Annotated in this window: 13 protein-coding genes, 1 pseudogene and 1 riboswitch; of the genes and pseudogenes, 8 read left to right on the forward strand and 6 right to left on the reverse strand. The window is 75.7% G+C overall.

Annotation, left to right across the window (positions count from 1 at the left end; translation table 11 throughout):
• Nucleotides 1-236: 236 nt before the first annotated feature.
• A complete protein-coding gene (locus HCK00_RS24105; RefSeq protein WP_446459022.1) occupies nt 237-2,195 on the reverse strand; it encodes a SpoIIE family protein phosphatase in 1,959 nt (652 codons plus the stop codon).
• Between the two features lie 315 nt (nt 2,196-2,510).
• Entirely contained in the window at nt 2,511-3,851 is a 1,341-nt protein-coding gene (locus tag HCK00_RS24110) for an NAD(P)/FAD-dependent oxidoreductase (protein ID WP_168104153.1), read from the reverse strand.
• A gap of 379 nt (nt 3,852-4,230) precedes the next feature.
• Here HCK00_RS24110 and HCK00_RS24115 point away from each other — a divergent pair, with 379 nt between their 5' ends.
• From HCK00_RS24115 to HCK00_RS24125, 3 genes are all read left to right on the forward strand, one after another.
• The gene (locus tag HCK00_RS24115; RefSeq protein ID WP_168104154.1) at nt 4,231-5,007 is read left to right on the forward strand and encodes a TetR/AcrR family transcriptional regulator; all 777 of its coding nucleotides are present in this window, start codon (nt 4,231-4,233) and stop codon (nt 5,005-5,007) included.
• A gap of 554 nt (nt 5,008-5,561) precedes the next feature.
• Nucleotides 5,562-6,941 (forward strand): RNA polymerase sigma factor, encoded by a 1,380-nt coding sequence (locus tag HCK00_RS24120; protein WP_168104155.1) that lies wholly within the window; start codon nt 5,562-5,564, stop codon nt 6,939-6,941.
• A complete protein-coding gene (locus HCK00_RS24125) occupies nt 6,938-7,231 on the forward strand; it encodes an NPCBM/NEW2 domain-containing protein (RefSeq protein ID WP_168104156.1) in 294 nt (97 codons plus the stop codon). The genes HCK00_RS24120 and HCK00_RS24125 overlap by 4 nt, the downstream gene beginning before the upstream one ends.
• Nucleotides 7,232-7,443: 212 nt before the next feature.
• Here the strand turns inward: HCK00_RS24125 and HCK00_RS24130 are convergent, their stop codons facing one another.
• Nucleotides 7,444-9,594, reverse strand: a complete 2,151-nt coding sequence (locus HCK00_RS24130; protein ID WP_168104157.1) for an asparagine synthase-related protein — start codon at nt 9,592-9,594, stop codon at nt 7,444-7,446.
• A gap of 795 nt (nt 9,595-10,389) precedes the next feature.
• Here HCK00_RS24130 and HCK00_RS24135 point away from each other — a divergent pair.
• From HCK00_RS24135 to HCK00_RS27990, 4 genes and pseudogenes are all read left to right on the forward strand, one after another.
• Nucleotides 10,390-11,826: an NsdA family TPR-like regulatory protein gene (locus HCK00_RS24135; protein ID WP_168104158.1), complete on the forward strand. Its 1,437-nt coding sequence runs from the start codon at nt 10,390-10,392 to the stop codon at nt 11,824-11,826.
• Nucleotides 11,827-12,105: 279 nt separating this feature from the next.
• Complete coding sequence (gene lhgD / locus HCK00_RS24140) at nt 12,106-13,317, forward strand: L-2-hydroxyglutarate dehydrogenase (protein ID WP_375781999.1); 1,212 nt, start codon at nt 12,106-12,108, stop codon at nt 13,315-13,317.
• Between the two features lie 285 nt (nt 13,318-13,602).
• Nucleotides 13,603-14,481 (forward strand): tRNA (guanosine(46)-N7)-methyltransferase TrmB, encoded by an 879-nt coding sequence (trmB, locus tag HCK00_RS24145; protein WP_375782000.1) that lies wholly within the window; start codon nt 13,603-13,605, stop codon nt 14,479-14,481.
• 44 nt (nt 14,482-14,525) lie between these two features.
• Nucleotides 14,526-16,067 (forward strand): annotated as a pseudogene (locus tag HCK00_RS27990) (PrsW family intramembrane metalloprotease); the annotation flags it as partial.
• An 852-nt stretch (nt 16,068-16,919) separates the two neighbouring features.
• Here the strand turns inward: HCK00_RS27990 and HCK00_RS24155 are convergent.
• The 3 genes from HCK00_RS24155 to HCK00_RS28290 all read right to left on the reverse strand — a co-directional run bounded on the left by HCK00_RS24155 (nt 16,920) and on the right by HCK00_RS28290 (nt 21,751).
• The gene (locus HCK00_RS24155; protein ID WP_168104160.1) at nt 16,920-18,422 is read right to left on the reverse strand and encodes an MFS transporter; all 1,503 of its coding nucleotides are present in this window, start codon (nt 18,420-18,422) and stop codon (nt 16,920-16,922) included.
• Between the two features lie 679 nt (nt 18,423-19,101).
• On the reverse strand, nt 19,102-20,124 hold the full coding sequence (locus HCK00_RS24160) for a M23 family metallopeptidase (RefSeq protein ID WP_311765461.1): 1,023 nt from the start codon (nt 20,122-20,124) through the stop codon (nt 19,102-19,104).
• 10 nt (nt 20,125-20,134) lie between these two features.
• Nucleotides 20,135-20,303, reverse strand: a riboswitch (cyclic di-AMP (ydaO/yuaA leader).
• A gap of 215 nt (nt 20,304-20,518) precedes the next feature.
• Nucleotides 20,519-21,751 carry a PP2C family protein-serine/threonine phosphatase gene (locus tag HCK00_RS28290; RefSeq protein WP_311765462.1) on the reverse strand — a complete coding sequence of 411 codons (1,233 nt, stop codon included), beginning with the start codon at nt 21,749-21,751 and terminating at the stop codon, nt 20,519-20,521.
• 214 nt (nt 21,752-21,965) lie between these two features.
• On the opposite strand from HCK00_RS28290, the gene HCK00_RS24170 reads away from it, so the two are divergent.
• A complete protein-coding gene (locus HCK00_RS24170; protein WP_168104161.1) occupies nt 21,966-23,360 on the forward strand; it encodes a hypothetical protein in 1,395 nt (464 codons plus the stop codon).
• Nucleotides 23,361-23,436 lie beyond the last annotated feature (76 nt).

Below are 23,436 nucleotides of genomic sequence, written 5' to 3' on the forward strand. Positions count from 1 at the left end.
CGATGGGCTGCCACCGCCCCCTAGGGGCTGTCGGCAACTCGGAGAACAGTAGGGATCTTCTCCGGGGGTGTCAACTCGCCACGGTGGGCGGCCACCGGGGTGGTCCGGCAGACGGCACGGCGCCACCCCGTTCATCGTTCGTGTCCGTGCCTGCGTCCGTGGGAACGACGGCGGGCCGCTGGTCCCGCGGCGCCGGCCGGCCGGTCACATGCCCACCGGCCGCGGTGGCGGTGCTCTCAGCCCGGCGGGCGGCAGCTGTCCGGGAGGGCGAACTCGCACCAGACGGCCTTGCCCCCGCCCGGTGTCCGGCGGGAGCCCCAGGCGGACGCGATGGTGGCGATGATCGAGATGCCCCGGCCCGATTCGTCCACCGGCTCGGCGCGGCGGCGGCGCGGCAGATGGTCGTCCCCGTCCGTCACCTCGACGATGAGGCGCCGGTCCGTACGGCGCAGCCGCAGGCGCATGGGGGGCGTGCCGTGCTGGAGCGAGTTGGCGACGAGTTCACTGGCGGCCATCACGCCGAGGTCGTGCAGATCGTCGGGGAAACGCCAGCTGGTGAGCACTCCGGAAGCGAAGGCCCGGGCGCGGGGGGCCGCTTCCACGCCGCCGAGAAGGTCGAGCGCCGCGTTGTGGAACAGCTCGGCGTCCGGCCCGGTGCGCATCGGATGCTGGAGGACGAGTACGGCGACGTCGTCGTCGTGGTCGGCGGTGACGCCGAGGGCGTGGATCAGCCGGTCGCAGACCGCGCGGGCGGGCCCGTCGGCCGAGGCGAGCGCTTGCTCGAGCGCAGCGATGCCGTGGTCGATGTCGGCGTCACGGCGTTCGACGAGTCCGTCGGTGTAGAGCACCGCGGTGGAGCCCGCTCCGAGTTCGAGCGAACCGGAGGTGTGCACCCAGCCCCCCGTGCCGAGGGGAGGGCCGGTGGGCTCGGCCGCGCGGCGCACGGTGCCGTCCGCGTCGCGGACGATGATCGGGAGGTGGCCGGCGGAGGAGTGGACCAGGCGGTTCTCGTTGGGATCGTGGACGGCGTAGAGGCAGGTGGCGATCTGGTTCGGGTCGATCTCGGCGGCGAGACCGTCGAGAAGCTGGAGGACCTCGTGCGGCGGCAGGTCGAGGCGGGCGTAGGCCCGCACGGCGGTGCGGAGCTGGCCCATCACGGCGGCGGCGCGGACGCCGCGGCCCATCACGTCCCCGATGACCAGGGCCGTCCGGCCCGCGCCGAGGGTGATCACGTCGTACCAGTCGCCGCCGACCGCCTCGTCGGTGCCGCCGGGCCGGTAGGTGGCGGCGACCCGCAGGTCGTCCGGCTGTTCGAGCTTCTGCGGGAGGAGACTGCGCTGCAGGGTGACGGCCGTTTCGCGCTGGCGGCGCTCGCTCGTCCGCAGCCGTTCGGCCGCCTCGACCTGGTCGGTGACGTCGGTGGCGAAGAGCATGACGCCCCTGCGGCGGGTGGACGCGGCGGGGGAGGCCGGGGCGTGCGGGAGCCGGGCGCCGTCACCGCCGACACCGCCACTGCGGCGGCCCACCCCGTCCACACCATCCTCACCGTCCACACCGTCAAGGCGGTGCAGGCCGTCGAGGCCGCCCACACCGTCGGCGCGGCCGAGGGTGGCGGGGGCGCGCCTTCCGTCGGGCGGCGCCCCTTCCACCGCGCCGGAACCGCCGTCCGTCGCGCCGGGGGAAGCGCCGTCGGCGAGGACACGCGGCTGGTCGGCGGGGAGGGCGCCGGTGGGGGATTCGCCGTCGGTGGCCGACAGTTCGACAGGGGTGCAGGTGAAGGTGTAGTGCCCCGCACCGGCGGGTCCGTGGGTACGGTGTGCCCGGACCGTCCGGGGGCGACCGCTGCGCAGCACCTGGTCCATCACCGGCAGGAGCCCGAGTTCGGAGAGTTCCGGCAGTGCGTCCCCGGCGGGGCCGCCGACGGGACGGTCACCGAAGACCGTCGTATACGCCCGGTTGACGTAGGCGATCCGGTGTTCGGGGCCGTGGACCACCGCCACGAGGCCCGGGACCTGGTCCAGGACGTCTCGGGCGAGCGAGTCCCGCGGGGGCGGCAGGCCCGGGACGCCCGGTCCGGCGCCGTCCGCGCGCGACGGTGGATCCGGCCGCTCCTTCCCGTCCTTCCCGTCCTTCCCGGCGGCCGGCGCGGCACCGTCGGGCGGGGTCTGCGGGCCCGGGCCGCGGCCGGACCGCACCGCGGCGCGTCGCTGTGTACCGGGGAGACGGGCGCTCCAGCGCGTGAAGTTCACTGAGATTTGCCTCGTGATGTCGCTTCGGGTCAGCGGACCGGCCGGGGTGTGCCGCTGCTTTCGTGGTTCGGTGGGACTCGGGGAAGGGCGGGGCCGCGCGGAGTCGGCGCTCGCGGTCCTCCCGGCGCGGGAGGCCGCGGTGCTCCTGGCGGGGAAGAGCCGGGCCCGGTTGGTCACCTGCCCAGTGTGACCGACCGGGATGACATCCGTCAGACGAGCCCACCGGCCGGTAAGTTCCAGGGGCCGCCGCCGCCCGGGTCATCAGCGGTCACGCAACTGGTCTGCCCCGGCCGCGAGTTCGAATTCGGCCCGTGGGTGCTCCAGCGAGCCGAGGGAGACGATCTCCCGTTTGAAGAGACCGGCGAGGGACCATTCGGCGATCACCCGGGCCTTGCGGTTGAAGGTCGGTACCCGGCTCAGGTGATAGACGCGGTGCATGAACCACGCCGGGTAACCCTTGATCTTCTTTCCGTACACCTGCGCGACGCCCTTGTGGAGTCCCAGCGAGGCGACCGAGCCCGCGTGCGCGTGCCGGTACTCCTCGGTCCGTCCGCCGCGCAGGTGCGCCACCAGGTTGTCGGCGAGCGTGCGGGCCTGGCGCACCGCGTGCTGGGCGTTGGGGGCGCAGAGCGCGCCGGGCGTGGTGGCGGTGCGGTCCGGCACGGCGGCGGCGTCCCCGGCCGCCCAGGCGTGCTCCGTGCCCTCGACCCGGAGGTCCGCGCCGCACCTCAGCCGCCCGCGCCCGTCCAGCGGCAGCCCCATGGCGGCGAGGACCGGGTGCGGCTTGACGCCGGCCGTCCACACCAGGGTCCGGGTGGGCAGCCGCGAACCGTCGCTGAGCACGGCGACCCGGTTCTCGCAGGAGGCGAGCCGGGTGCCCAGGCGCACGTCGATGGTGCGGCGGCGCAGTTCGCGGACGGCGTAGCCGCCCATCTCCTCGCCGACCTCGGGCAGGATGCGCTCGCCGGCGTCGACGAGGACCCACTTCATGTCCTCGGGTTCCACGTTGTGGTAATAGCGCAGGGCGTAGCGGGCCATGTCCTCCAGCTCGGCGATCGCCTCGACGCCCGCGTAGCCGCCGCCGACGACGACGAAGGTCAGCGCGGCGTCGCGGAGGGCGGGGTCCCGGGTGGAGGAGGCGATGTCGAGCTGTTCGAGGACGTGGTTGCGGAGCATGATGGCTTCCTCGACGGTCTTGAAGCCGATGCCGAACTCGGCGAGACCGGGGACCGGGAGGGTGCGGGAGACCGAGCCCGGGGCGAGGACCAGCTCGTCGTAACCGATCTCCACCGGCGGGCTGCCCTCCTCCGCGGTGGCGAGGGTGCGCACGGTCGCGCTGCGCGCGGCGTGGTCGAGGGCCGTGACCTCGCCGACGACGACCTGGCACCCGCGGAGCACGCGGCGCAGGGGCACGACGACGTGGCGGGGTGAGATCGAGCCCGCGGCGGCCTCCGGCAGGAAGGGCTGGTAGGTCATGTACGGCTCGGGATCGACCACGGTGACCAGCGCCTCGTCGCGTTTGAGCCTCCGCTTGAGCCGCAGCGCCGTGTACATCCCGACACAGCCGCCGCCGACCACGAGAATGCGCGCCGGTTCCGTCACAGAGGGTCTCCTCGCGATGTCGTTCGTCCGCGCCCGCTTCCCGGGAAGCACGGCACCCTCCCATGAGGCACCGGCGTCGGCCGTTTGTCCACAGGCCCCGCGAAATGTATGACTGCCACGCCGTGATCAACGGAAGGGCGTGTTCCGGTAGGTCGGGCACAAGGCACGCAGGTCAGCGTGGGGGTGTCCGTGGTGGGACGTTCCGGGCTCCGCTCCGGGCGGCAATCCGCTTCGGCCGGGGGGCGGTCTGTGCTGAACTGCCCTCTTCTTTCCGGGCCTGGGCTCAACTATGTTCGTATCCCGCCGGGGGAGCCAGACCGCCGCCCGGCGCCAAACGACGGGGAGTCTCCGGGGGGAGACGTCATCACCGGGGGAAAACATGCACAGGCAGAGCTCTCAATGGCCCGCCGCTGTCGCGACCGGCTCGGACGGCGGCTCACGGGTCGTCCCGGCCGCCACGGACGTCCTCGGAGCGGCCCGTTCGGCACCGCTGCGGGTCGACGCCCAGCGCAACCTGGAGCACGTGCTGCGCGCGGCGCGGGAAGTATTCGGGGAACTCGGTTACGGGGCCCCGATGGAGGACGTCGCCCGGCGGGCCCGGGTGGGCGTGGGGACGGTCTACCGCCGCTTCCCCAGCAAGGACGTACTGGTGCGCCGGATAGCCGAGGAGGAGACCGCGCGTCTCACGGAGCAGGCGCGGACGGCGCTGGGCCAGGAGGAGGAGCCCTGGTCGGCACTCTCCCGCTTCCTGCGCACCTCCGTCGCCTCCGGTGCCGGGAGGCTGCTGCCGCCGCAGATCCTCCGGGTGAGTGTCGGACCGGATGCCGAGGCGGACGGCGCGGGCACCGTGCGGGTGCCTCACCAGCGGCAGCCGGCGGGCGGGCAGGAACCGGGCCAGCCCGAGCTGCGGCTCGTCGAGCGGACTCCCCAGCCGGAGGACGACCCGGGGGTGGCCGCCCTGCTGGACGTCGTCGGGCAGTTGGTCGACCGGGCCCGCGCCGCCGGTGAGCTGCGCGGGGATGTCACGGTCGCCGATGTCCTGCTGGTCATAGCCACCGCGGCGCCCGCTCTTCCGGACGCGGCGCAGCAGCAGGCCGCGTCGGCACGGCTGCTGGACATCCTTCTCGAAGGGCTCCGCCCGCGGCAGACCGCATGAGGTGATCCGCGCGGCCTTCCGGGTCCTCACCGATGTTCCGGGGCCCGGGGGCCGTGCCGGGCGGCACGGTGCACCGATGATCGCGGGGAAGGCGCGTCCTCCTGTCCACCGGCGTCCTCGCGCTCCCTGGGCTGTGCGGGTGGTGCGGGGGCTGGTGCGCCGGAGCGCTGGGTCAGAGCTCGCGCGGGGATGCGGTCGCGAGTTCGCCCGGGGGCCGGCGGCCTCGGACGCGGTGACGGCCGTACGGGCCGTGTCCCGTGGCCGTGGTGCCGGGACCGGCCGGCCGGTGATCTCGGCGTGGTGCGAGGCGGTACGAGGCGGTCCCGCCGGAAGGAAGGGGCCTGGTCGACGGCAGCCCGGGTGCTCGGGGTGTCTGAGCTCCCAGGGGCGGGAGGGACTGCTGAGCGCTCCGCGGCGTCACGGGAGCAGTGGAATCCCCGCTCCAGCCACGAGTTCTGAGGTTCCGTCTGGGGCGTGACCCGGCCTTGTGGCACTCTTCTTCCGGGGATTCTTCCGGGATTTCGGGTGCGTCATCGCGTACGGGGGCTCCTGCCATGGCATCTGAGCAGTGGACGTCCGAACCGGACAGACAAGCGGCCGCCGATCCTGATCTGCTCCGGCGGACCACGGCCGGGGACGACCGCGCCTTCGAGGAGTTCTTCCGGCGTCATGCCGGTGCCGTACGCCACCATGCCCGTCGTTGCTGCCGGGACGCCGATTCCGCGGACGACCTGACGACCGCCGTCTTCACCCACGTACTGCGGGAGGTTCGCGCCGGGCGGTGTCCGGAGGCGCCACTGCGGGTGCATCTGCTCACGACGGTCCGGCGGATCGCCGCGGCCTGGGCATCCGCCGGCCAGGGAGATGGTCTGCGGCCCGGGTTCGCCCGCTTCGCCCAGCTCGCCGAAGGTGCGGCGCTCGTGGCGGACACGGCGGGCAGCGGGAACGGAGGCCGCGGATACGCGGCGGCGACCGGGGCAGCCGCCCGCTCCGGAGCGGGCGGCGGGGTACCGGAACCAGCGCCCGGGTGGGCCGCCTTCGCACTCAGGAGCATGCGGGCGGCGGAGCGTTCTTGCGTTGTCGAGGCGTACCGGAGCCTGCCGGCGCACCACCGGACCGTGCTCTGGCACACGGTGGCCGAGGGCGCGCCGCCGGCGGACGCCGCGCCACTGCTCGGGCTGAGCGCGGACGAGACGGCCGGACTGGCGCGCCGCGCCCGGGCGGATCTGACGGAGGCCTGGCTCCGGGCCCATGCCCGGGCCGCCGCAGCAAGAGGCGGGAACTGCGCCCGCTACTCCTCCCTCCGTGGGCCGGGAGCCGAACGGGCTCCGGCCGCCGGACCCGCCGGACCCGCCGGACCCGGCGGCTGGGGCGGCTGGGGCGGCTGGGGCGGCTGGGGCGGCTGGGGCGGCTGGGGCGGCTGGGGCGGCTGGGGCGGCTGGGGCGGCTGGGTGAGCCTCCCTGCGATCGCGGCCCGTCGTCATCCGCGGAACTGCGCCGCGTGCCGCGAGGCCGGCTCGGGGCCGGCTGGGGCCGTCGCCCGCTTGCGGGAGGAACTGCCGTCGGCGGTCCTCGGTCCCGGTTACGCGGGATCGTTCGGTGACCGGTGGACCGGGGAGGACGTACGGGCTCTGCCGCACCGCCGCCGACGGCGCGGAGCGGGGGTGGTCGCGGGGGCCGGGCGGCCGTTGCGGGCCGGGTTGGTCGCGGGGGTGGCCGCGGCCGTCGCCGCCGTGATGGTGACGGCCGGGAGGACCGGCCCGCCCGAGAGCGGGCCACAGGCCGGGCGTTCGGCCGTCGCCGTGGAGCCGCGGGCGTCGGCGTCCCTCCCCACGGCGGACGGCGGGCCGGTGCCGACGGCACCGTCCGCAAGCGGCGCCCCCGTCGCCGGTGCCCCGTGGGCGGCCGGACGGGGAGGTTCGAGGTGGGGGTGACCGTCCGCACCCGGTCCTCGGTCACGGTCGACCTCAACCGGGCGTGCAGGGCCTTCGAGGCACGGGTGGGCCTGGACGGCCTGCGTCCCGTACCGGGCGCGGCGCGCTTCTCCGTGCTCGGTGACAGCGCGCTGCTGTGGCGTTCACCCGTGCTGCGCGACGGGGACGCGGCCGTCCGGGTACGCGTCCCGCTGGTGGAACGCGCCACGCTGCGTCTCGTCGTCGAGCCCCGGGGGCTGAGCCCCGAAGCGCTCGCGGACTGGGCCGAGGCCCGCATCGACTGCCGTTGACCGGTGGCGCGGGCGCGCCCTGCGGGGCGCGCCCCGCAGGGCGCGCCCCGCAGGGTTTGGCCCCGGGCCTCGGCGGTCCGGCCGGCGGCAGGGGTGGCCCGGTCGCCGACGGCGTCCGGTGCGGCCCTTCCCGGCCCGGGCTTCCCCGCTCCGAGCCCACCCGTCACCCGTCACCCGTCACCCGTCACCCGTCACCCGTCACCCGTCACCCGTCAGAGCAACGGCCGGGAGGTGCCCGGGACTCCTGCGGACACCGCCCGCTGCCGCCGGGGTTCCGGGCCCGTCCAGCAACTCCCCCGGCGGGCGATCAGCCTGCGCAGCCAGAGTTCGGTGGAGACCAGCTCGGCCAGGCCGTCCAGCGGCACCGGCTCGCCCTCGGCGGCGGCGCGCAGCGCCTTGCGCACCACGCGCGCCTCGACGAGCCCCGCGTCGGCGAGCAGCGGTGCGTCGAAGAGTGCGACCAGCGCGTCGACGCCCGCCCGCAACCCGGCGCGTACCGCCGCCGCCTGGGAGGCCTGGGAGGGGGCGCCCCAGCCGGGCGGCAGGTCGCGGATGCCCGCGCCCGCCAGAACGGTGCGCAACACGGAAGCGCGCGCCCCCGGTTGGACGCGGAGCGCCTCGGGGAGCGCGCGGCAGGCACGGACGACCTGGTTGTCGAGGAAGGGCGCGTGCAGCCGCTGGTGTCTGATCTCCGCGGCCTGTTCGAGGACGCGGTGGTCCGCCGCGTGGCGGGCGAGGGCGGCGTTGGCGCGCCGCTGTCCGGGGCGTTCCACGGTGCCCGGCCGGGAGGCCGCGTCGTGCAGGCGCACCGAGACCTCGGCGAGCGCCTCCCCCGTCAGCCAGCGCGCGGCGGGCCCGGGCCGGCACCAGGTGAGCGCGGCCAGGGAGGCGTCGACGGCGCCCGCCTCGGCGGCCGGGACCGGGATGCCGCGGGCCGGTCCGCCGTAGCCGCCGGTGTCGGTGAAACGGCGTTCCAGGAGCATGCCCGCGACGTCGCGGACCCCTTCGTGGTACGGGGTGCGGGCGAGCCGGCGGGCCGCGCGGTAGACGGTGAGCGGTACGAAGAGTGACTGCGCGCTGGGCCCGTCGGCCCGGGCGAGCGCGGCCATCGGACGGAGCAGACGGCGCCGCTGGCGGTCGATCAGCAGGTCGGCGAGGCGGGCGGGGTGCGCGTCGAGCACCTGCCGGGCCCCGTGGCCGACGATGTGGTCGGCGCTGCCCGCGGCGAGCCGGCGGCGGTGCCGGGCGGCGGCGACGAGGGACGGCCCGGGCTCGTCGGTGAGGAAGACGGTGTCGAGCCCGGCATACGGGAGGGCCTCCTCGCCGGCCGCCACGACGACGTGGTGCAGCCGGGGGTTGGCGGCGACACTGCGGGCCCGCTCCAGTTCGGCCTCGTGTTCCCGGCCGCCGCCGGTGGCGAGGTCGTTGAAGGTGACGGCGAGGAGCCGCTCGCCGGCCCCGGTGCCGTGGTGGCCCAGGACGGTGCCGGGGTTGCCGGGGAGCCCGGCGGCGAGCAGGGCGAGGGTGGCGGAGGCGCTGCCGCCGGAGAGGTCGGCGCCTATGCCGGGGACGGGCGCGCCGCGGGCGGCTCGGCGCTCGGCGGGGCCCATGCCGGGCACGGGGCCCGGGTCGGCCGGTTCGGTCTCCGGGGCGTGCCGGGGGGCGGCGAGGCGGGTGCGCACGGCGTCGACGAGGGCGTCCCGCACCCCGTCGACGGCCTGCCGCGGGTCGAGTTGGGGGGCGGCGACGGCGAGGGAGGCGGTCGGTTCGTAGCCGGTGATCTCGCGTGCCCCGTCGCGGAGGATCAGGGCGTGGCCGGGCGGCACCCGTCTGACGCCGGCGTAGGGGGTGCCGTCGCCCAGGGCCTCCGGGGAGTCGGGGCAGGTCAGCAGCGCGGCGAGATGGCCGACGTCGAGTTGCGCCTCGACGAGGTCGGCGAGCGGCAGGGCGGCGGTGGCATAGGCGGTGCCGCCGCGCCAGGGGGTGTGGAAGACGGGCCGGGCGCCCGCCAGATCGCCGGTGACGGTGATCCGGCGGCCGACCTGGAGGACGGCGGTGTAGCCGCCGGGCCAGGCGGTGAGGTGGCGCAGCGCCCCGCCGCGGGCGGCGAACAGGCCGACACGCAGTTCCTCGTCGGTGGCGCCGCAGCAGCCGAGCACGGCGATGCGGGTGAACGGGTCGGCCTGGACGACGCGGATCTCGTCGGGCCGCCAGTCGCCCACCGCCCAGAGCGGATCGGGCCCTCCCCACAGCGGCTGGGAGCCGACGGGGTGGACATCGGCGTCACCGTTGACGCCGGCCGGGTCGCGCCTCACGCGGGACGCACCCGCGGCGGCGCTGCTCCACCCCACCAACCACCGCATCGCCGCCTCCCCAGACCGTGGCCAACCATGTCCCCGCGCCATGTCCCCGCGGTACCCACGTACGTAGTCATACGTGCACAGCGGTCACCCTGCACAGTAGTCCGAGGATGCCGCCGGTGGCCGGGCGACGCTCCGGAGGCCGCCGCGGCCCCGCCCGCCGGCGTGCTCCTCCGTACTCCGGCAGCCTCCGGCGCCCGCCGGCCTGCCGCGGGAAGGGCCGGTTCGCCGCGGGCCGGAGGGGCATGGGAGCGTCGCCGGTGGCCGCCCCTCGCCGGGGCCCGGGACCGGGCGGGCCCGGCACCGGACGGATGGGGCGGGGCGGGGTGAGGTGGGCCCGGCAGGGCGAAACGGCCAGGGGAACGGCGCCTCTCAGCGTGGGCAAGCTCACTCCTGAGGGGCGAAATTCAGCCAATTTCAAGGGGACTTGAGCGGCCCGGCCGGGTGACACCGTGCGCACGGCCCGGGAGAACGCGGCCGCCTCCCGGACCCCCCTCGCCCACGGAGGACGGGGGGTCCGGTACGCCGGACCGCCGGATCCGGCGCGGCGTGCGCCCGCCCACGCGCTCCGGAGCGAGGCGCTCCGGCCCCGGCCGCCACGGCGCGTCCGTCCGGCCACGGGGTGGCACGTTCCCACCGCGCGGTGGACCGCGGGCTTCCCGCCACCCCCGCGCCACGGCCACAATCGCGCCAACCGGAAGTTCGGCCCTTAACGGTCGGGAGGCATGGAACTACGCTGGGCTTACGAATGCCCCGTGCCCAGGCCGGGGCGGGCGTCGGTGTGTCGAGGGGTGGCTCATGTCCAGGGAGCAACGCGGGCCGAACGAGAAGCTCGGCACCGTACTCGCCCTCGCGGGCATCAGCAACGCCGGCCTGGCCCGCCGGGTCAACGACCTCGGCGCGCAGCGCGGCCTGACCCTCCGCTACGACAAGACGTCGGTGGCCAGGTGGGTCTCCAAGGGCATGGTCCCGCAGGGCGCCGCGCCCCACCTCATCGCCGCCGCCATCGGCAGCAAACTCGGCCGCCCCGTGCCGCTGCACGAGATAGGGCTCGCCGACGCCGACCCGGCCCCCGAGGTCGGACTCGCCTTCCCGCGCGCCGTCGGTGCCGCGGTGCGCTCGGCCACCGAGCTGTACCGGCTCGACCTCGCCGGACGCCGCGCGGGCAGTGGCGGCATCTGGCAGAGCCTCGCCGGGTCGTTCGCCGTCAGCGCCTACGCCACCCCCGCCTCGCGCTGGCTGATCACCCCGGCGGACAGCAACGCCGCCCGGGATCCCCAGGAGGCCGAGGCCACCTCCACCGACGGGTCACCGCCGCAGCGCGTGGGCCACAGCGACGTCACCAAGCTCCGCGAGGCCGCCGAGGACGCGCGCCGCTGGGACTCCAAGTACGGCGGCGGCGACTGGCGCTCGTCGATGGTCCCCGAGTGCCTGCGGGTGGACGCCGCGCCGTTGCTCCTCGGCTCCTACAGCGACGAGGTCGGGCGCTCCCTCTTCGGCGCCACGGCCGAACTGACGCGGCTGGCCGGGTGGATGGCCTTCGACACCGGGCAGCAGGAGGCGGCCCAGCGCTACTACATCCAGGCGCTGCGGCTGGCGCGGGCCGCGGCCGACGTGCCGCTCGGTGGTTACGTCCTCGCGTCCATGAGCCTCCAGGCCACCTACCGGGGCTTCGCCGACGAGGGCGTGGACCTCGCCCAGGCCGCGGTGGAACGCAACCGCGGCCTGGCCACCGCGCGCACGATGAGCTTCTTCCGCCTCGTCGAGGCGCGGGCGCACGCGAAGGCGGGCGACTCCCCGGCCGCCGGCGCGGCGCTGCGCTCGTCCGAGGGCTGGCTGGAGCGTTCACGCGCGGGCGATCAGGACCCGAGCTGGCTCGGCTTCTACTCGGAGGGGCGGTTCGCGGCGGACGCGGCGGAGTGCTACCGCGATCTCAAGGTGCCGCGGCAGGTGCGCCGCTTCACCGAGCAGGCCCTCTCCCACCCGACGGAGGAGTTCGTCCGCTCCCACGGGCTGCGGCTGGTCGTCGCCGCCGTCGCCGAACTGGAGTCCGGGAACCTGGACGCCGCCTGCGCCCAGGGCGCCCGGGCGGTGGAGGTGGCCGGGAAGATCTCCTCCGCGCGCACCAAGGAGTACGTCCGGGACCTGCTGCACCGGCTGGAGCCGTACGGGGACGAGCCGCGCGTGGCCGAACTGCGCGAGCGGGCCCGGCCGTTGCTGGTGACCCAGGCGTAGGGCGGGCGTACGGGCGGAGCGGCGGCTCCGCCCGGCGGGTGCGGCGTCCGGCCGGGCATCGCGCCGGGTCTCCGCCCCGGGCGGGACCTCCGGCTCCGGGCGGGGCCCGCGTTCCCGCGCGGCTCCGGTGGGCCCGGCGGTCGTGCCGGGGTGTCCCCCGTCCGGTTTCGCCCCCTCGCCGGCCCCGGACGGCGGGCGGTCGCCCCCTTGTTTCGGGGTTGTTGTCAGTGGGCCCGGGCATCATCTGAAGCGGCAGCGCCGAGCGGGGAGGTGGGGGCGGTGTCGTACGACTGTGACGTGGTGGTGATCGGCGGCGGGATCGTCGGTCTGTCGTCGGCGTATGCGATCACTCGTGAAGCGCCGGGTACCGATGTGCTGGTGCTGGAGAAGGAGCCGGGCCCGGCGCGTCATCAGACGGGCCGGAACAGCGGCGTGATCCACAGCGGGATCTACTATCCGCCGGGCTCGTTCAAGGCGCGCTTCGCGGTGCGGGGCGCGGAGGAGATGGTGCGCTTCTGCGCCGAGCAGGGGTTGGAGCACGAGGTCACGGGCAAGTTGATCGTCGCCACCGAGCGGGCGGAACTCCCCCGGCTGCACGCTCTGGTGCAGCGCGGCCGGGAGCACGGCATACCGGTGCGCGAGCTGGGCCCCGCCCAGATCGCGGAGTACGAACCGGCGGTGCGCGGGCTGGCCGCCATCCGCGTCGGCACGACGGGCGTCTGCGACTTCGGGGCCGTCGCCCGCCGGCTGGCCGCGCTCGCGGCGGAGGGGGGCGCGCGCGTCCGCTACGGGACGGAGGTGCGGTCCGTCGGCCGGGACGCCCGCTCGGTGACGGTCCGGACGGCCGACGGCACGGTGGTCCGCGCCCGTGCCCTGGTGAACTGCGCGGGGCTGCACAGCGACCGGGTGGCGCGGCTGGCCGGTGACGACCCGGGCATGCGGATCATCCCCTTCCGGGGCGAGTACTTCACGCTGCGCCGTCCCGGCCTCGTCCGCGGGCTGGTCTACCCCGTGCCCGACCCGGCCTTCCCCTTCCTGGGCGTGCACCTCACCCGCGGTGTCGACGGGGAGGTGCACGTCGGGCCGAACGCCGTGCCCGCACCGGCGCGGGAGGGTTACACCGGGAGAGCGTTCCGCCCCACCGAGTTCGCGGAGACGCTGGCGTTCCCCGGCGCCTGGCGGCTGGCCCGCCGCCACTGGCGGTACGGGGCCGGCGAGCTGCGGCGGTCACTGTCCCGGCGCGCGTTCACGGCCGCGGTGCGGCGGATGCTGCCGGAGGTCTCCCCGGAGGACCTCGTCCCGGCACCGGCCGGGGTCCGGGCCCAGGCGGTGCTCCCGGACGGCTCGCTGGTGGACGACTTCCTCTTCGCCGAGGCGCCCCGCACCGTCCATGTGCTCAACGCTCCCTCACCCGCCGCGACGGCCTCCCTACCCATCGGACGTGAGGTGGCGCGCCGCGCACTGGCCGCCCTGGGGGCGATACAGGTCTGATCGGCGCGGGTCGGCGCCCGGGGGCGGCGGGCCGGGCGGGACCGCCCGCCCGGGGCGGCACACCGGATCCGAGCCGGCGCCGGAGCCGCCGCGGCGGCAGGGCGGGGAGCCGCGGGCCGGGGTACGGCCGGAGGCGGGGTGAGACCGGAGGCGGGGGTCAGGCCCCCGGGCTCGCGGACGGGCCCGGCGGCCGGGGCCGGGGTGGGCCGTAGAATCGGGGGCATTGTGTCCGAGTCCCACCAGCGCCCGTCCCCCTCCGCACCCGAGCGGCCTGCCGTCGCGCCCGTGCCCCCAGTGCCCCCCGCCCCCACCCCCGCCCCCACCTCCGCCGAGCCTGCGGCCGGATGTGCGGACGGGCCGGCGGGCGACCCGGTGGGCGGGATCGGTGCTCCCGCCGGGTCCACGGCTCGTCCCGGGCCGGCGTCCGGGAGCCGTTCCGGGCGGCGGCTGCTGTTCCCCGAGGGGCCGGCCGTGGATCCGGCCGGTTCGCACCACGAGCGCCGGATCCGGAGCTTCCGGCCCCGCCGCGGCCGGGTCACGGCCGGGCAGGGCGAGGCGCTGCGCCGGCTCTGGCCCACCTGGGGCCTGGACATCGACGGCCGCTCCGTGCTGGACCTCGACGCCTTCTTCGGCGGTCTGCCCGTGGTGCTGGAGATCGGCTTCGGGATGGGCGAGGCCACCGCCGAGATGGCCGCCACCGACCCCGGCACCGGCATTCTGGCCGCCGATGTGCACACCCCCGGCCAGGGCAATCTGCTGGCGCTCGCCGAGCGCGCGGGGCTGACGAACCTCCGGGTGGCCAACGGGGACGCGATCATCCTGCTCCGCGAGATGATCGAGCCCGGCGCCCTGGCGGGGCTGCGCGTCTACTTCCCCGATCCCTGGCCCAAGACGCGGCACCACAAGCGGCGGCTGATCCAGCCCGAGTTCGTGGAGCTGGCCGCCGCGCGGCTGGCGCCGGGCGCCCTGTTCCACTGCGCCACCGACTGGGAGCCGTACGCCGAGCAGATGCTCGAGGTGCTGTCGGCCTGCCCCGAGCTGGAGAACACGGCGGCCGGCGGGGGTTACGCGCCCCGGCCCGCCTTCCGGCCGATGACCAAGTTCGAGCGGGCGGGGATCGGCAAGGGCCACCGCGTCCACGACCTGCTCTTCCGCCGCCGCTGAGCGAAGAGGCTCCCCCCGGCGGCGGCGTTGGTTAGGGTCGGTGGATGCACCCGTCCCCGCCCCCACAGCAGCCGGGTCAACGGAGGCTCACCGTCCCCCAGTTCGAAGCCGCTCCGCCGTCCGCGCCTCCCGTGCCGTCCTCACCGCCCGGGCCGGCCGCGCCGCCGCCGGCACCGCCGGTGCCGCTCACGCCACCGTCGGGGCCGCCGTGGTCCTCCAGCTCTCCCCGGCCCGTACCGTCCCTGCCCCCCGTGCCGCCGTCCGTCCCGCCCCCCGCACCGTTCCCCGTACCGCCGCCCGGTGCCACGGCGGGGGACCACCGCCCGTCGCACCGGGCGCGCCCCCCGCTCCGGCAGCGCGGATGGGTGCGGGCCGGCGGGCCGATGACGCTGCTGGCGCTCTGCGGCCTGGTGATCCTCGCGCTGGTACGGCAGCAGACCGGCACCCAGGGGTTCGTGGTCGGTCTCTCGCTGGCCGTACTGCCCGTGCCGCTGCTGCTGGGGGCCTTCTGGTGGCTGGACCGTGTGGAGCCGGAACCGTGGCGGAACCTCGCCTTCGCGTTCGCGTGGGGCGCCTGTGCGGCGACGCTGGTGGCGATCCTGGCGAACGGCCTCGCGGTGCGCTGGATCGTCACCCGCGGGGAGATCTCCTCGGCGGGCGAGGCCGACACCTGGGGCGCCGCGGTCGTCGCACCGGTGGTGGAGGAGAGCGCCAAGGGCGCCGCGCTGCTCCTGCTGTTCGTCTTCCGCCGCCGCCACTTCGACGGGATCGTGGACGGGGTCGTCATCGCGGGGGTCACCGCGACGGGGTTCGCGTTCACCGAGAACGTCCTCTTCCTCGGCACCGCCTTCGGCGAGGACCAAGCCCTCGGGAACACCGGCCTGGAATCGGTCACGGTGCAGACCTTCTTCGTCCGCATCGTGCTGTCGCCGTTCGCGCATCCACTGTTCACCGCGCTGACGGGGATGGGTTTCGGGCTGGTGGCGCTGTTGTCCCCCGCCGCCCGGGCGGGCCGGGTGCTGCTGCCGCTGGCCGGACTGGCCACCGCCATGGGGCTGCACAGCGTGTGGAACGGCTCCACGAGTCTGGGCGGGAACGGGTTCCTCACCGTCTACGCGCTGTTCATGGTGCCGCTCTTCGTGATCATGACCACCGTGGTGGTCCGCTCCCGGGCCGCCGCGCTGAGAACCGTCCGGGAGCAGCTTCCCGCCTATGTGGCGGCCGGGTGGCTCGCGCCGGCCGAGCCCCACGCGCTGGGGTCGATGCGGACCCGGACGCGGGCGCGCCGACTCGCCCGCCGCGCGCACGGGTGGGAGGCCGGCCGCGAGGTGGCCGAGTACCAGACCTTCGCCACATCACTGGCCTTCCTGCGGCGCCGGGCCCATCGGGGCGCGCCGGACCGGGACTTCACCGCGCGGGAGCGGGAACTGCTGCACGAGTTGTGGCGGCGGAAGGCGCGGTCACAACCGGCCCTGCTCCAGGCCGCCGCGGCCGCGATGCCCTACGGCGCCCTGCCCCTGCCGGGGTGGGGGCCGCCGGGGGCCGGTGCTCCCCACCCGGCGGGCGGTGGTGGTCCGCACGCCCCGGGAGGCGGGAGCGGCCACCCGCCGGGGAGCGCCGGGGCGTACCCGCCGGGCGCCCGTTTCGGCCCGGGGGGCTTCGGGGCGTACGGGGCCGGGCCGGGAGGCGCGGGGGTGTACGGCCCCGGGCCCGCCCCGGCGTACGCGCCCGGGGCCGTCGGCCCGTACGGAATCGCCGGCGAGGGTCCCGGGCTGGCCAAGAGGGGCGCGCCGTACGCCTCCGGGGGCGCGGCGGGCACGGCGCCGTACGGGGCCTTCGGCGCGCGGCCGGGCCCAGTAAACCCGCCGGGCCCAGTCACCCCGCCGGGCCCGGCCGTCCCGCCGGGCCCGGGCACCGGTGTCCCGCCGTCTGTGCCTCCCGGCGCGCCGCCGTACCCGGGCGCCCCGCCCCCGCCCGCGCCTCAGGGCCCCCCGGCGTACGGTGCGGGCTCCGTCGACGGTGCGGGGCTCCCGCGGCCCGGCGCACCCCCCGGCCCGTCCGGCCGGACCGGGGCGGACGGTGGAGATCCCGGAGACCCCGGGCATCCCGGGCCGTGCCCGCCGGAGAGCGCCGGACCGCCGGGCCCCCGGCAGGGGGCTCCGCCGCCGTGCACCCCGTGAGGGGGGCCGCGCACTCTCCCCGGCACATCGCGGGTCGGTGACGCCGCCGCACCGGCCCCGCGCCACACCGCACCGCCGCCCCGGCCCTGGGCAGGAGAGCCGGGGCGGCGGCTGATCCGCGGCGACCGGCGCGGCGTGCGCGGCTGCGGCTGCGGCTGCGGCTGCGGCTGCGGCTGCGGCTGCGGCTGCGGCTGCGGCTGCGGCTGCGGAGACGGTACGCCCGGAGAGCCCGTCGCCGGAGCCGGCAGGTCCTCGGCGTCAGGTCCTCGCCGGGCCCGGGGCCGGTTCGGGCTCGGTGCGCTGGGAGAGCGGTGTGGCGATGTCCTCCAGCGAGCGCCGCTCGGCCGGGACGGCGAGGGCGGCGGCCACCAGGCCGGCCAGGGTCATGAGCACGGCGCCGATCTGGAAGGCCAGCACGGTGTCCCCGACCACGCCCGACTCGGTGAGCCGGGCGAAGACCAGCGGGCCGCTGATGCCGCCCGCCGCGGTGCCGATGGCGTAGAAGAAGGCGATCGACATGGCGCGGGTCTCCATCGGGAAGACCTCGCTGACGGTGAGATACGCCGAACTCGCCCCGGCCGAGGCGAAGAACAGCACCACGCACCAGCAGGCGGTGAGAGTGGTCGCGGTCAGATGGCCGCCGTCGAACAGCCAGGCGGTGACGAACAGCAGGATTCCGGAGAGGAGATAGGTGCCCGAGATCATGATCTTGCGGCCCAGCGTGTCGAAGAGCTTGCCGAGCAGCAGCGGGCCCAGGAAGTTGCCGAGCGCGATCACCGCGAAGAAGTAGCCGGTCGAGCCGGTGTCCACGTCGAAGAATTTCGTGAGGATCGCCCCGAAGCCGAAGGTGATGGCGTTGTAGAGGAACGCCTGGCCGACGAAGAGCGAGAAACCGAGGACCGCGCGGCGGCGATAGCGCGAGAAGACGGTGCGGGCGATCAATCCGAAGCCGATGCTCTTCCGCTGGTGGATCTCGATCTCACCGGCGTGCTCGGGGAGTTCGTCGAGGCCCTTCTCGGCCTTGATCTGCTCCTCCGCCTCGCCGACCAGCCGCTCCGCCTCCTCGCCGCGGCCGTGGATGAACAACCAGCGTGGGCTCTCCGGGACGTTCCGGCGGACCAGGAGGATCACCAGGCCGAGGACGACGCCGAGGGCGAAGGTCAGCCGCCAGCCGACGTCCTTGGGGAAGATGTCGGTGTCCAGCATGACGATGGAGAGCAGGGAACCGCCGACCGCGCCGAGCCAGAAGCTGCCGTTGATGATGAGGTCCACCCGGCCGCGGTACTTCGAGGGGATCAGTTCGTCGACGGCCGAGTTGATGGCCGCGTACTCACCGCCGATACCGAAGCCGGTGAGGAAGCGGAAGGCGAAGAACCACCAGCTGGAGAAGGAGACCGCGGTGAGGGCGGTGGCCGCCAGGTAGACGGCCAGGGTGAGGATGAACAGCTTCTTCCGGCCGAAGCGGTCGGTGAGGCGGCCGAAGAACAGCGCCCCCAGGCAGGCCCCCGCCACGTAGAGGGCGGCCGCGGTTCCCGTGACCTGGGCGGAGCTGATCGGCAGCCCGCTGCCCTCCTCCGAGAGGCGGCCGGCTATGTTCCCGACGACCGTCACCTCCAGGCCGTCGAGGATCCACACGGTGCCGAGACCGATGACGATGGTCCAGTGCCACCGCGACCACGGGAGCCGGTCCAGGCGGGCGGGCACGGCCGTGGCGACGGCCTCCCCTCCCGCTCCTCCCCCCACTGTTCGATCCGCCGTCATCCCCGTTCCTCCGTTCCGCTCCACGCCCGGGCGGTGCCCGGGGCCCATCCGTGGGTGCGAATGCCCCCCACGGCCCCGTTCACGCACTCGGCGGAACGGCGGGGGAGCGGGCCGGGACGCGGGGGACGGAGGAATCCGGGGGCGGACCCGGGGCCCGACCGGGCCCGCGGTCAGGAGAGGTTGAGCGGCGGGAGCGGACCGCCGGGGCTCGCGGGGATGACGGACCGGCGCGGTGCTGCCCGGACCGTACGGGGAGGCCGGGGAGCCAGGGGCCGCACGGAGATGCGGGGCACGGCCTGCACCGCTCCCGAACCCGGAGCCGTCGCCGGGGTTTGCCACGCCGGGACGGGGTCAGACGGAGTGCGGGACACGGGGTAAGAACTGGAGCCCGGGAGCGCGCATCACACGCGCCCCGGGCTCCGGCCGTTCTTCCCTCACCGGGGCGGCGGACAACGTTCCGAGGGCTCCCCGGGCCGGCGGCCCGACGCCCCGGCCGGGGTGCGGACGACGCCACGGGGGTCAACTTCCGCCTGCCTCCCGCGCCGTGGCCCCGGGGCCGGGCACCGCGGCGGCCCGTCCCGGGCACTCGCCCGGGGCAGGCCGGGGTCCGCCCGTCCGGGGTCCGCCCGTCCGGGGTCCGCGGTGGAGGGGACGGGCGGCTCGGCTCAGATGTTTCGGCTCAGATGTTCTTGCCGTGCTCGCGGAACCAGGCGGCCGGGTCGACCGGGTCCCCGCCACCGGGCCGGACCTCCAGATGCAGGTGCGGGCCGGTGGAGTTGCCGGTGGAGCCGACCCGCCCGATGGTCTCGCCCGTCGTGACCTTGCCGGAGGTGACGGTCATCGAGGACAGGTGGTTGTACCAGATCTCCGTGCCGTCATCGAGGGTGAGGATGATGCGGTAGCCGTAGCTGCCGGCCCATCCCGCCTCGGTGATCGTGCCGCCGTGCACCGCCTTGACCGGGGTGCCGGTGGGCGCGGCGAAGTCCTGACCGGTGTGGGTGCTGGACCACAGCGAGCCGGACGCGCCGAAGCTGGAGGTGATGGTGTAGCTGGAGAGCGGGAGGGCGTAGCTGGCGGCCAGTTCGGCCAGCCGCTTCTCCTCGGCCTTGCGCGCGGCCTCCTCGGCCGCCTTGCGCTCGGCCTCCTTCTCGGCCTTCTTCTTCTCGGCGTCGGCCTTGGCCTTCTTGGCGGAGGCGGCCTCCGCGGCCTTCGCACGGGCGGACTGCTCGGCGGCGAGCCGGTCGCTCTCCTCGGCGGCGGTCTGCTGCCGCTCGGCCTGGCGCATGATGCGGGCGCGCAGCGCCTCGCCGGCGTCGGTGCCACCGGCGGCCTCTTCGGCGGTCAGCCCCGCCTGAGTCAGCGGCGCCCGGTTGGCGAGTGCGGCGGCGTCGGAGCCGCCGACCAGGGTGTCGAGGCCGGGGACGTCCTGAACGGAGAGGTCGGGCAGCGAGAGGGGGGCCTGCGGGCTGTCCTTCGCGGTGGCCATGCCACCGGCGCCGACGGCGGCGATCACGCCCACGCCGAGTACCGCGCCGCTTCTGGCCATACCGCCGCCGCGCTGCTTGACCACCCGGTGCCGGCCCCGGACGGGGACGATGGATTCGGCGGTGGGATTCCACTCACCGGCCGGCTCGCCGTCGAAACGGGGGCCGGAGTCGGCCGGACCGGCCCAGGTGCCGGGGGCAGGGCTGCTGGACGCCACGGAGGCGCACTCCTTCCTTCCTTCTCGCCTACCGGGTTAGCTGACGGGTTCGGAGCAGGAAGGTCTCCTACGGTCCCCTCCTCATGGAGGGTTCCGATTCACCCCAAGGATTGGTTCCCCGGTTCCCTTGGTGCAGGTGGTGCTGGTTCCGCGCATGCGGGATTCGGCGATTGCGCGCACGGTGCCACCCTCGGTGGCGGCTGGGACGACCGCGCTGCGTTATCAAACGTTAATTGACGGGCACGGAGTATTCCAACCCGTCCCGGCTGATCTTTTGGTCAAGCCCCCTTGCACCAAACGGACATCGGAGTACGGAGCGGGGCGAGTCGCCGCCGCGCCGGGAAACCTCTTTCCGCTGATCGTGCGTCAGTCGTTATGGATCGGGCCGCTTCGGTCACGGAGTGTGACCGTCGGGGTCCTCGGAACCGTCCCTGATCGCCAGCAGCGCCATGTCGTCGTGGGCCCCGCCGCCGGTGTACCCGGTCACGTCCGCCACGAGGGCGTCGAGGAGGTGTTCCGGGCTCTCGAAGGTCCAGCCGCTCAGCCGCACCACGGGATCGTAGAAGTCGCCGGCCCGGTCACGGGCCTCCGTGACGCCGTCGGTGACGACCAGCAGGGTGTGGCCGGGCGGGAAGGGAAGCTCCTCCACCCGGTCCGGCTCGGCGGCCAGCCCCACCAGACCGAGCGGGAGCGCGGGCTCCACCGGGTCCAGGGTCCGTACGGTGGAGCCGTCCGGGGAGAGCAGCAGCGGTGCGGGGTGGCCGCGGTTGAGCAGCCGCACCACCCGGTTCGTCGCCGGGCCGGAGCCGGCGCGGTGCCCCGAGGCGACGCCCCCCGCCGAGCCCTCGACCCCCACCTCGTCCGGGACGGTGAAGGGGATCTCGGCGAGCAGTGCCGTGGCGAACCCCTCGTCCTGCTCCAGCCCTTCCCGCCGCTTCGCCTCCCGGCGGAGGGCCGACTCCAGCCGGTGCGCGATGCCGTTCAGCCCGGCCTCCTCCTCGGCCGCCTCGCGGAAGGCGCCGAGGAGGATCGCCACCGCGCCCACCGCGCCCATGCCCTTGCCCCGCACGTCCCCGACGAGAAGGCGCAGCCCGTGCGGGGTCGACTGGGCCGCGTAGAGGTCGCCGCCGATCCCCGCGTCCGCCTGCGCCGCCTCGTAGCGGGCGGCGACGCGCAGCCCGCCGATGCGGCCGGACGGGGTGGGCAGGACGGCTCGCTGCGCGGCCTCGGCGACGTTGCGGACCGAGGACAGCGCGCGGTGACCGTGGCGCACGACCCGGTTGACGTAGACCGAGGTCGCGGCGGCGGCGAGGACGGAGGCGACATCCAGATACCGGTGCAGCTCGCTCTCGGTCCCGCGCACGAGGTTGAAGAAGGCACCGGCCAGGACGGCGACCACCGCGGTCGCCACCGTGCCCGGTGCGGTGTAGACGGCGGCGGCCATCATCGGGGCGACCGCGAAGAACGCGGAGCCGGTCAGTTCCGGCGGGCCCAGCACGCCGAGGAGGATCCCCAGAACGAGCAGCACCCCGGGGACCCAGCAGGGCAGAGGGGCATGACGCAGCCGCGTCCGGCCCTCGGCGTCACCGCAGAGCTGTCCTGAGCGTCCTGCTCTTCGCTGTGCCACCTGGTGTCTCCTGCCCGGTCGTGGCGCCGCCCGGTGACGGCCCGGGACCGCGCCCTCCCCTCAGGCTGGTGCGCCCCGGGGTGCGGGGCGACTCCTCGGGCCCCGACCGGGCGACGGCGCGCGGCCGGCGGGGTGGGCGGGGTGGGCGGGGTGGGCGGGGCCGAGGCGGTCCGGGCAGCGTGGTTCGCCGTCCGCTTCCTGTAGCTTCGAAGGCATGAGGAGCACTTCGCACCGTCCCGTGCTCGGGCTGATACCGGCCCTGCTGGCCGTCCTGCTGATCGCCGCCGGGATGCTCGCCCCCGGGGCGCGCGCGGCGGACGGGCTCGGCACCGTGGCGGAATCCCTGCGCGAGGGCCCGGTCCATGTGGACCCGCGCGCCGCCGGCCGGCTCTCCGAAGCGGACGCCAAGGCGCTGACCGACACGATCGAGGAAGCGGGCAAGCCGGTGTTCGTCGCCGTGCTGCCGGAGGACCCGGCCTTCGACCCCGGCACCCTGCTCCAGGACCTGCGGACCCGGACCGGCGTCGCCGGGGTCTACGCGGTCGTCCTCGGCGACCGCTTCGACGCGGGCGCCGACCGCTCCGTGATGTCACGGAACGCGGTGGCCAATCTGACCGGCGCGGTCGAGCGGTCGCACGGCACGGACACCCCCGCGCTGCTGGACGACTTCGTCGGCCAGGCCGTCGGGCAGGCACGGGGGGAGGCGCCCGGCTCGTGGAGCGGCGGGGGCGGCGGGGGCGGCTCCGTCTCCGGGGTCGTCACCCTGGTCACCGTGGGCGCGCTGGTCCTGGCCGGGACGGCCGCGGGCCTCACCGTGTCCCGGCGCCGGCGGGTCCGGCGCGAGCAGCGCGAGCGAGCCGAGCTGGAGACGGTGCGGCCGCTGGTGGACGAGGACATCACCTCCTTCGGCGAGGAACTGGACCGGATCGGCTTCGACCCCAGCGCGCCGGAGACCGGCGACGCGATGCGCGAGGACTTCTCCCGGGCGCTGGACTCCTACGAGAACGCCAAGGCCTCGCTCGGCCGGGCACGGCGACCGGAGGACATCCGCCGGGTCACCGAGGCGCTGGAGGACGGCCGCTTCGCCCTGGCCACCCTGGAGGCCCGGCGCTCCGGCACCCCGCTGCCCGACCGCAGACCGCCGTGTTTCTTCGACCCCCGCCACGGCCCGTCCGTCGAGGACGCCGAGTGGCGGCCCGAGGGCGGCACACCCCGCTCCGTCCCGGTCTGCGCGGCGGACGCGGCACGGCTCGCGGACGGCCACGAGCCCATGGCCCGGACCGTCGAGACCGCCGACGGACGGCGCCCGTACTGGGAGGCCGGACCGGCCTACGGCCCCTGGGCCGGGGGTTACTTCGGCGGAGCGCTGCTGCCCGGTCTCCTGGCGGGCACCCTGCTCGGCAACATGGCCTTCGCCCCGTACGCCTACGGCGCCGGCGGCTTCGGCGGTGACGGCGGGGCCGGGCCCGAGGGAGGCGACGTCACCGGCTCGGACTTCGACGCCGGTGACTTCGGCGGCGACTTCGGCGGAGGCGGCGGCTTCGGGGGTGGTTTCGACGGAGGCGGCTTCGGCGGCGGAGGGGACTTCGGCGGGGGCGGCGGTTTCTGAGGGCGCTGTTCTCCCCTCCGGGAGTCCCGCTTTCCGAGGGATTCCTTCGGGACAGCCGGGACAGCCACGGTGATCC

Origin of the sequence: Streptomyces zingiberis, from assembly GCF_012034935.1 — a bacterium.
In the GTDB taxonomy this organism is placed as follows: domain Bacteria; phylum Actinomycetota; class Actinomycetes; order Streptomycetales; family Streptomycetaceae; genus Streptomyces; species Streptomyces zingiberis.

Excerpts from the sequence above, each read along its gene's own strand:
- HCK00_RS24120 (WP_168104155.1), top strand. The coding sequence starts at position 5,562 with ATGGCATCTGAGCAGTGGACGTCCGAACCGGACAGACAAGCGGCCGCC.
- HCK00_RS24115 (WP_168104154.1), top strand. The coding sequence starts at position 4,231 with ATGCACAGGCAGAGCTCTCAATGGCCCGCCGCTGTCGCGACCGGCTCG.
- HCK00_RS24135 (WP_168104158.1), top strand. The coding sequence starts at position 10,390 with ATGTCCAGGGAGCAACGCGGGCCGAACGAGAAGCTCGGCACCGTACTC.
- HCK00_RS24170 (WP_168104161.1), top strand. The coding sequence starts at position 21,966 with ATGAGGAGCACTTCGCACCGTCCCGTGCTCGGGCTGATACCGGCCCTG.
- HCK00_RS24130 (WP_168104157.1), bottom strand. The coding sequence starts at position 9,594 with ATGCGGTGGTTGGTGGGGTGGAGCAGCGCCGCCGCGGGTGCGTCCCGC.
- HCK00_RS24155 (WP_168104160.1), bottom strand. The coding sequence starts at position 18,422 with ATGACGGCGGATCGAACAGTGGGGGGAGGAGCGGGAGGGGAGGCCGTC.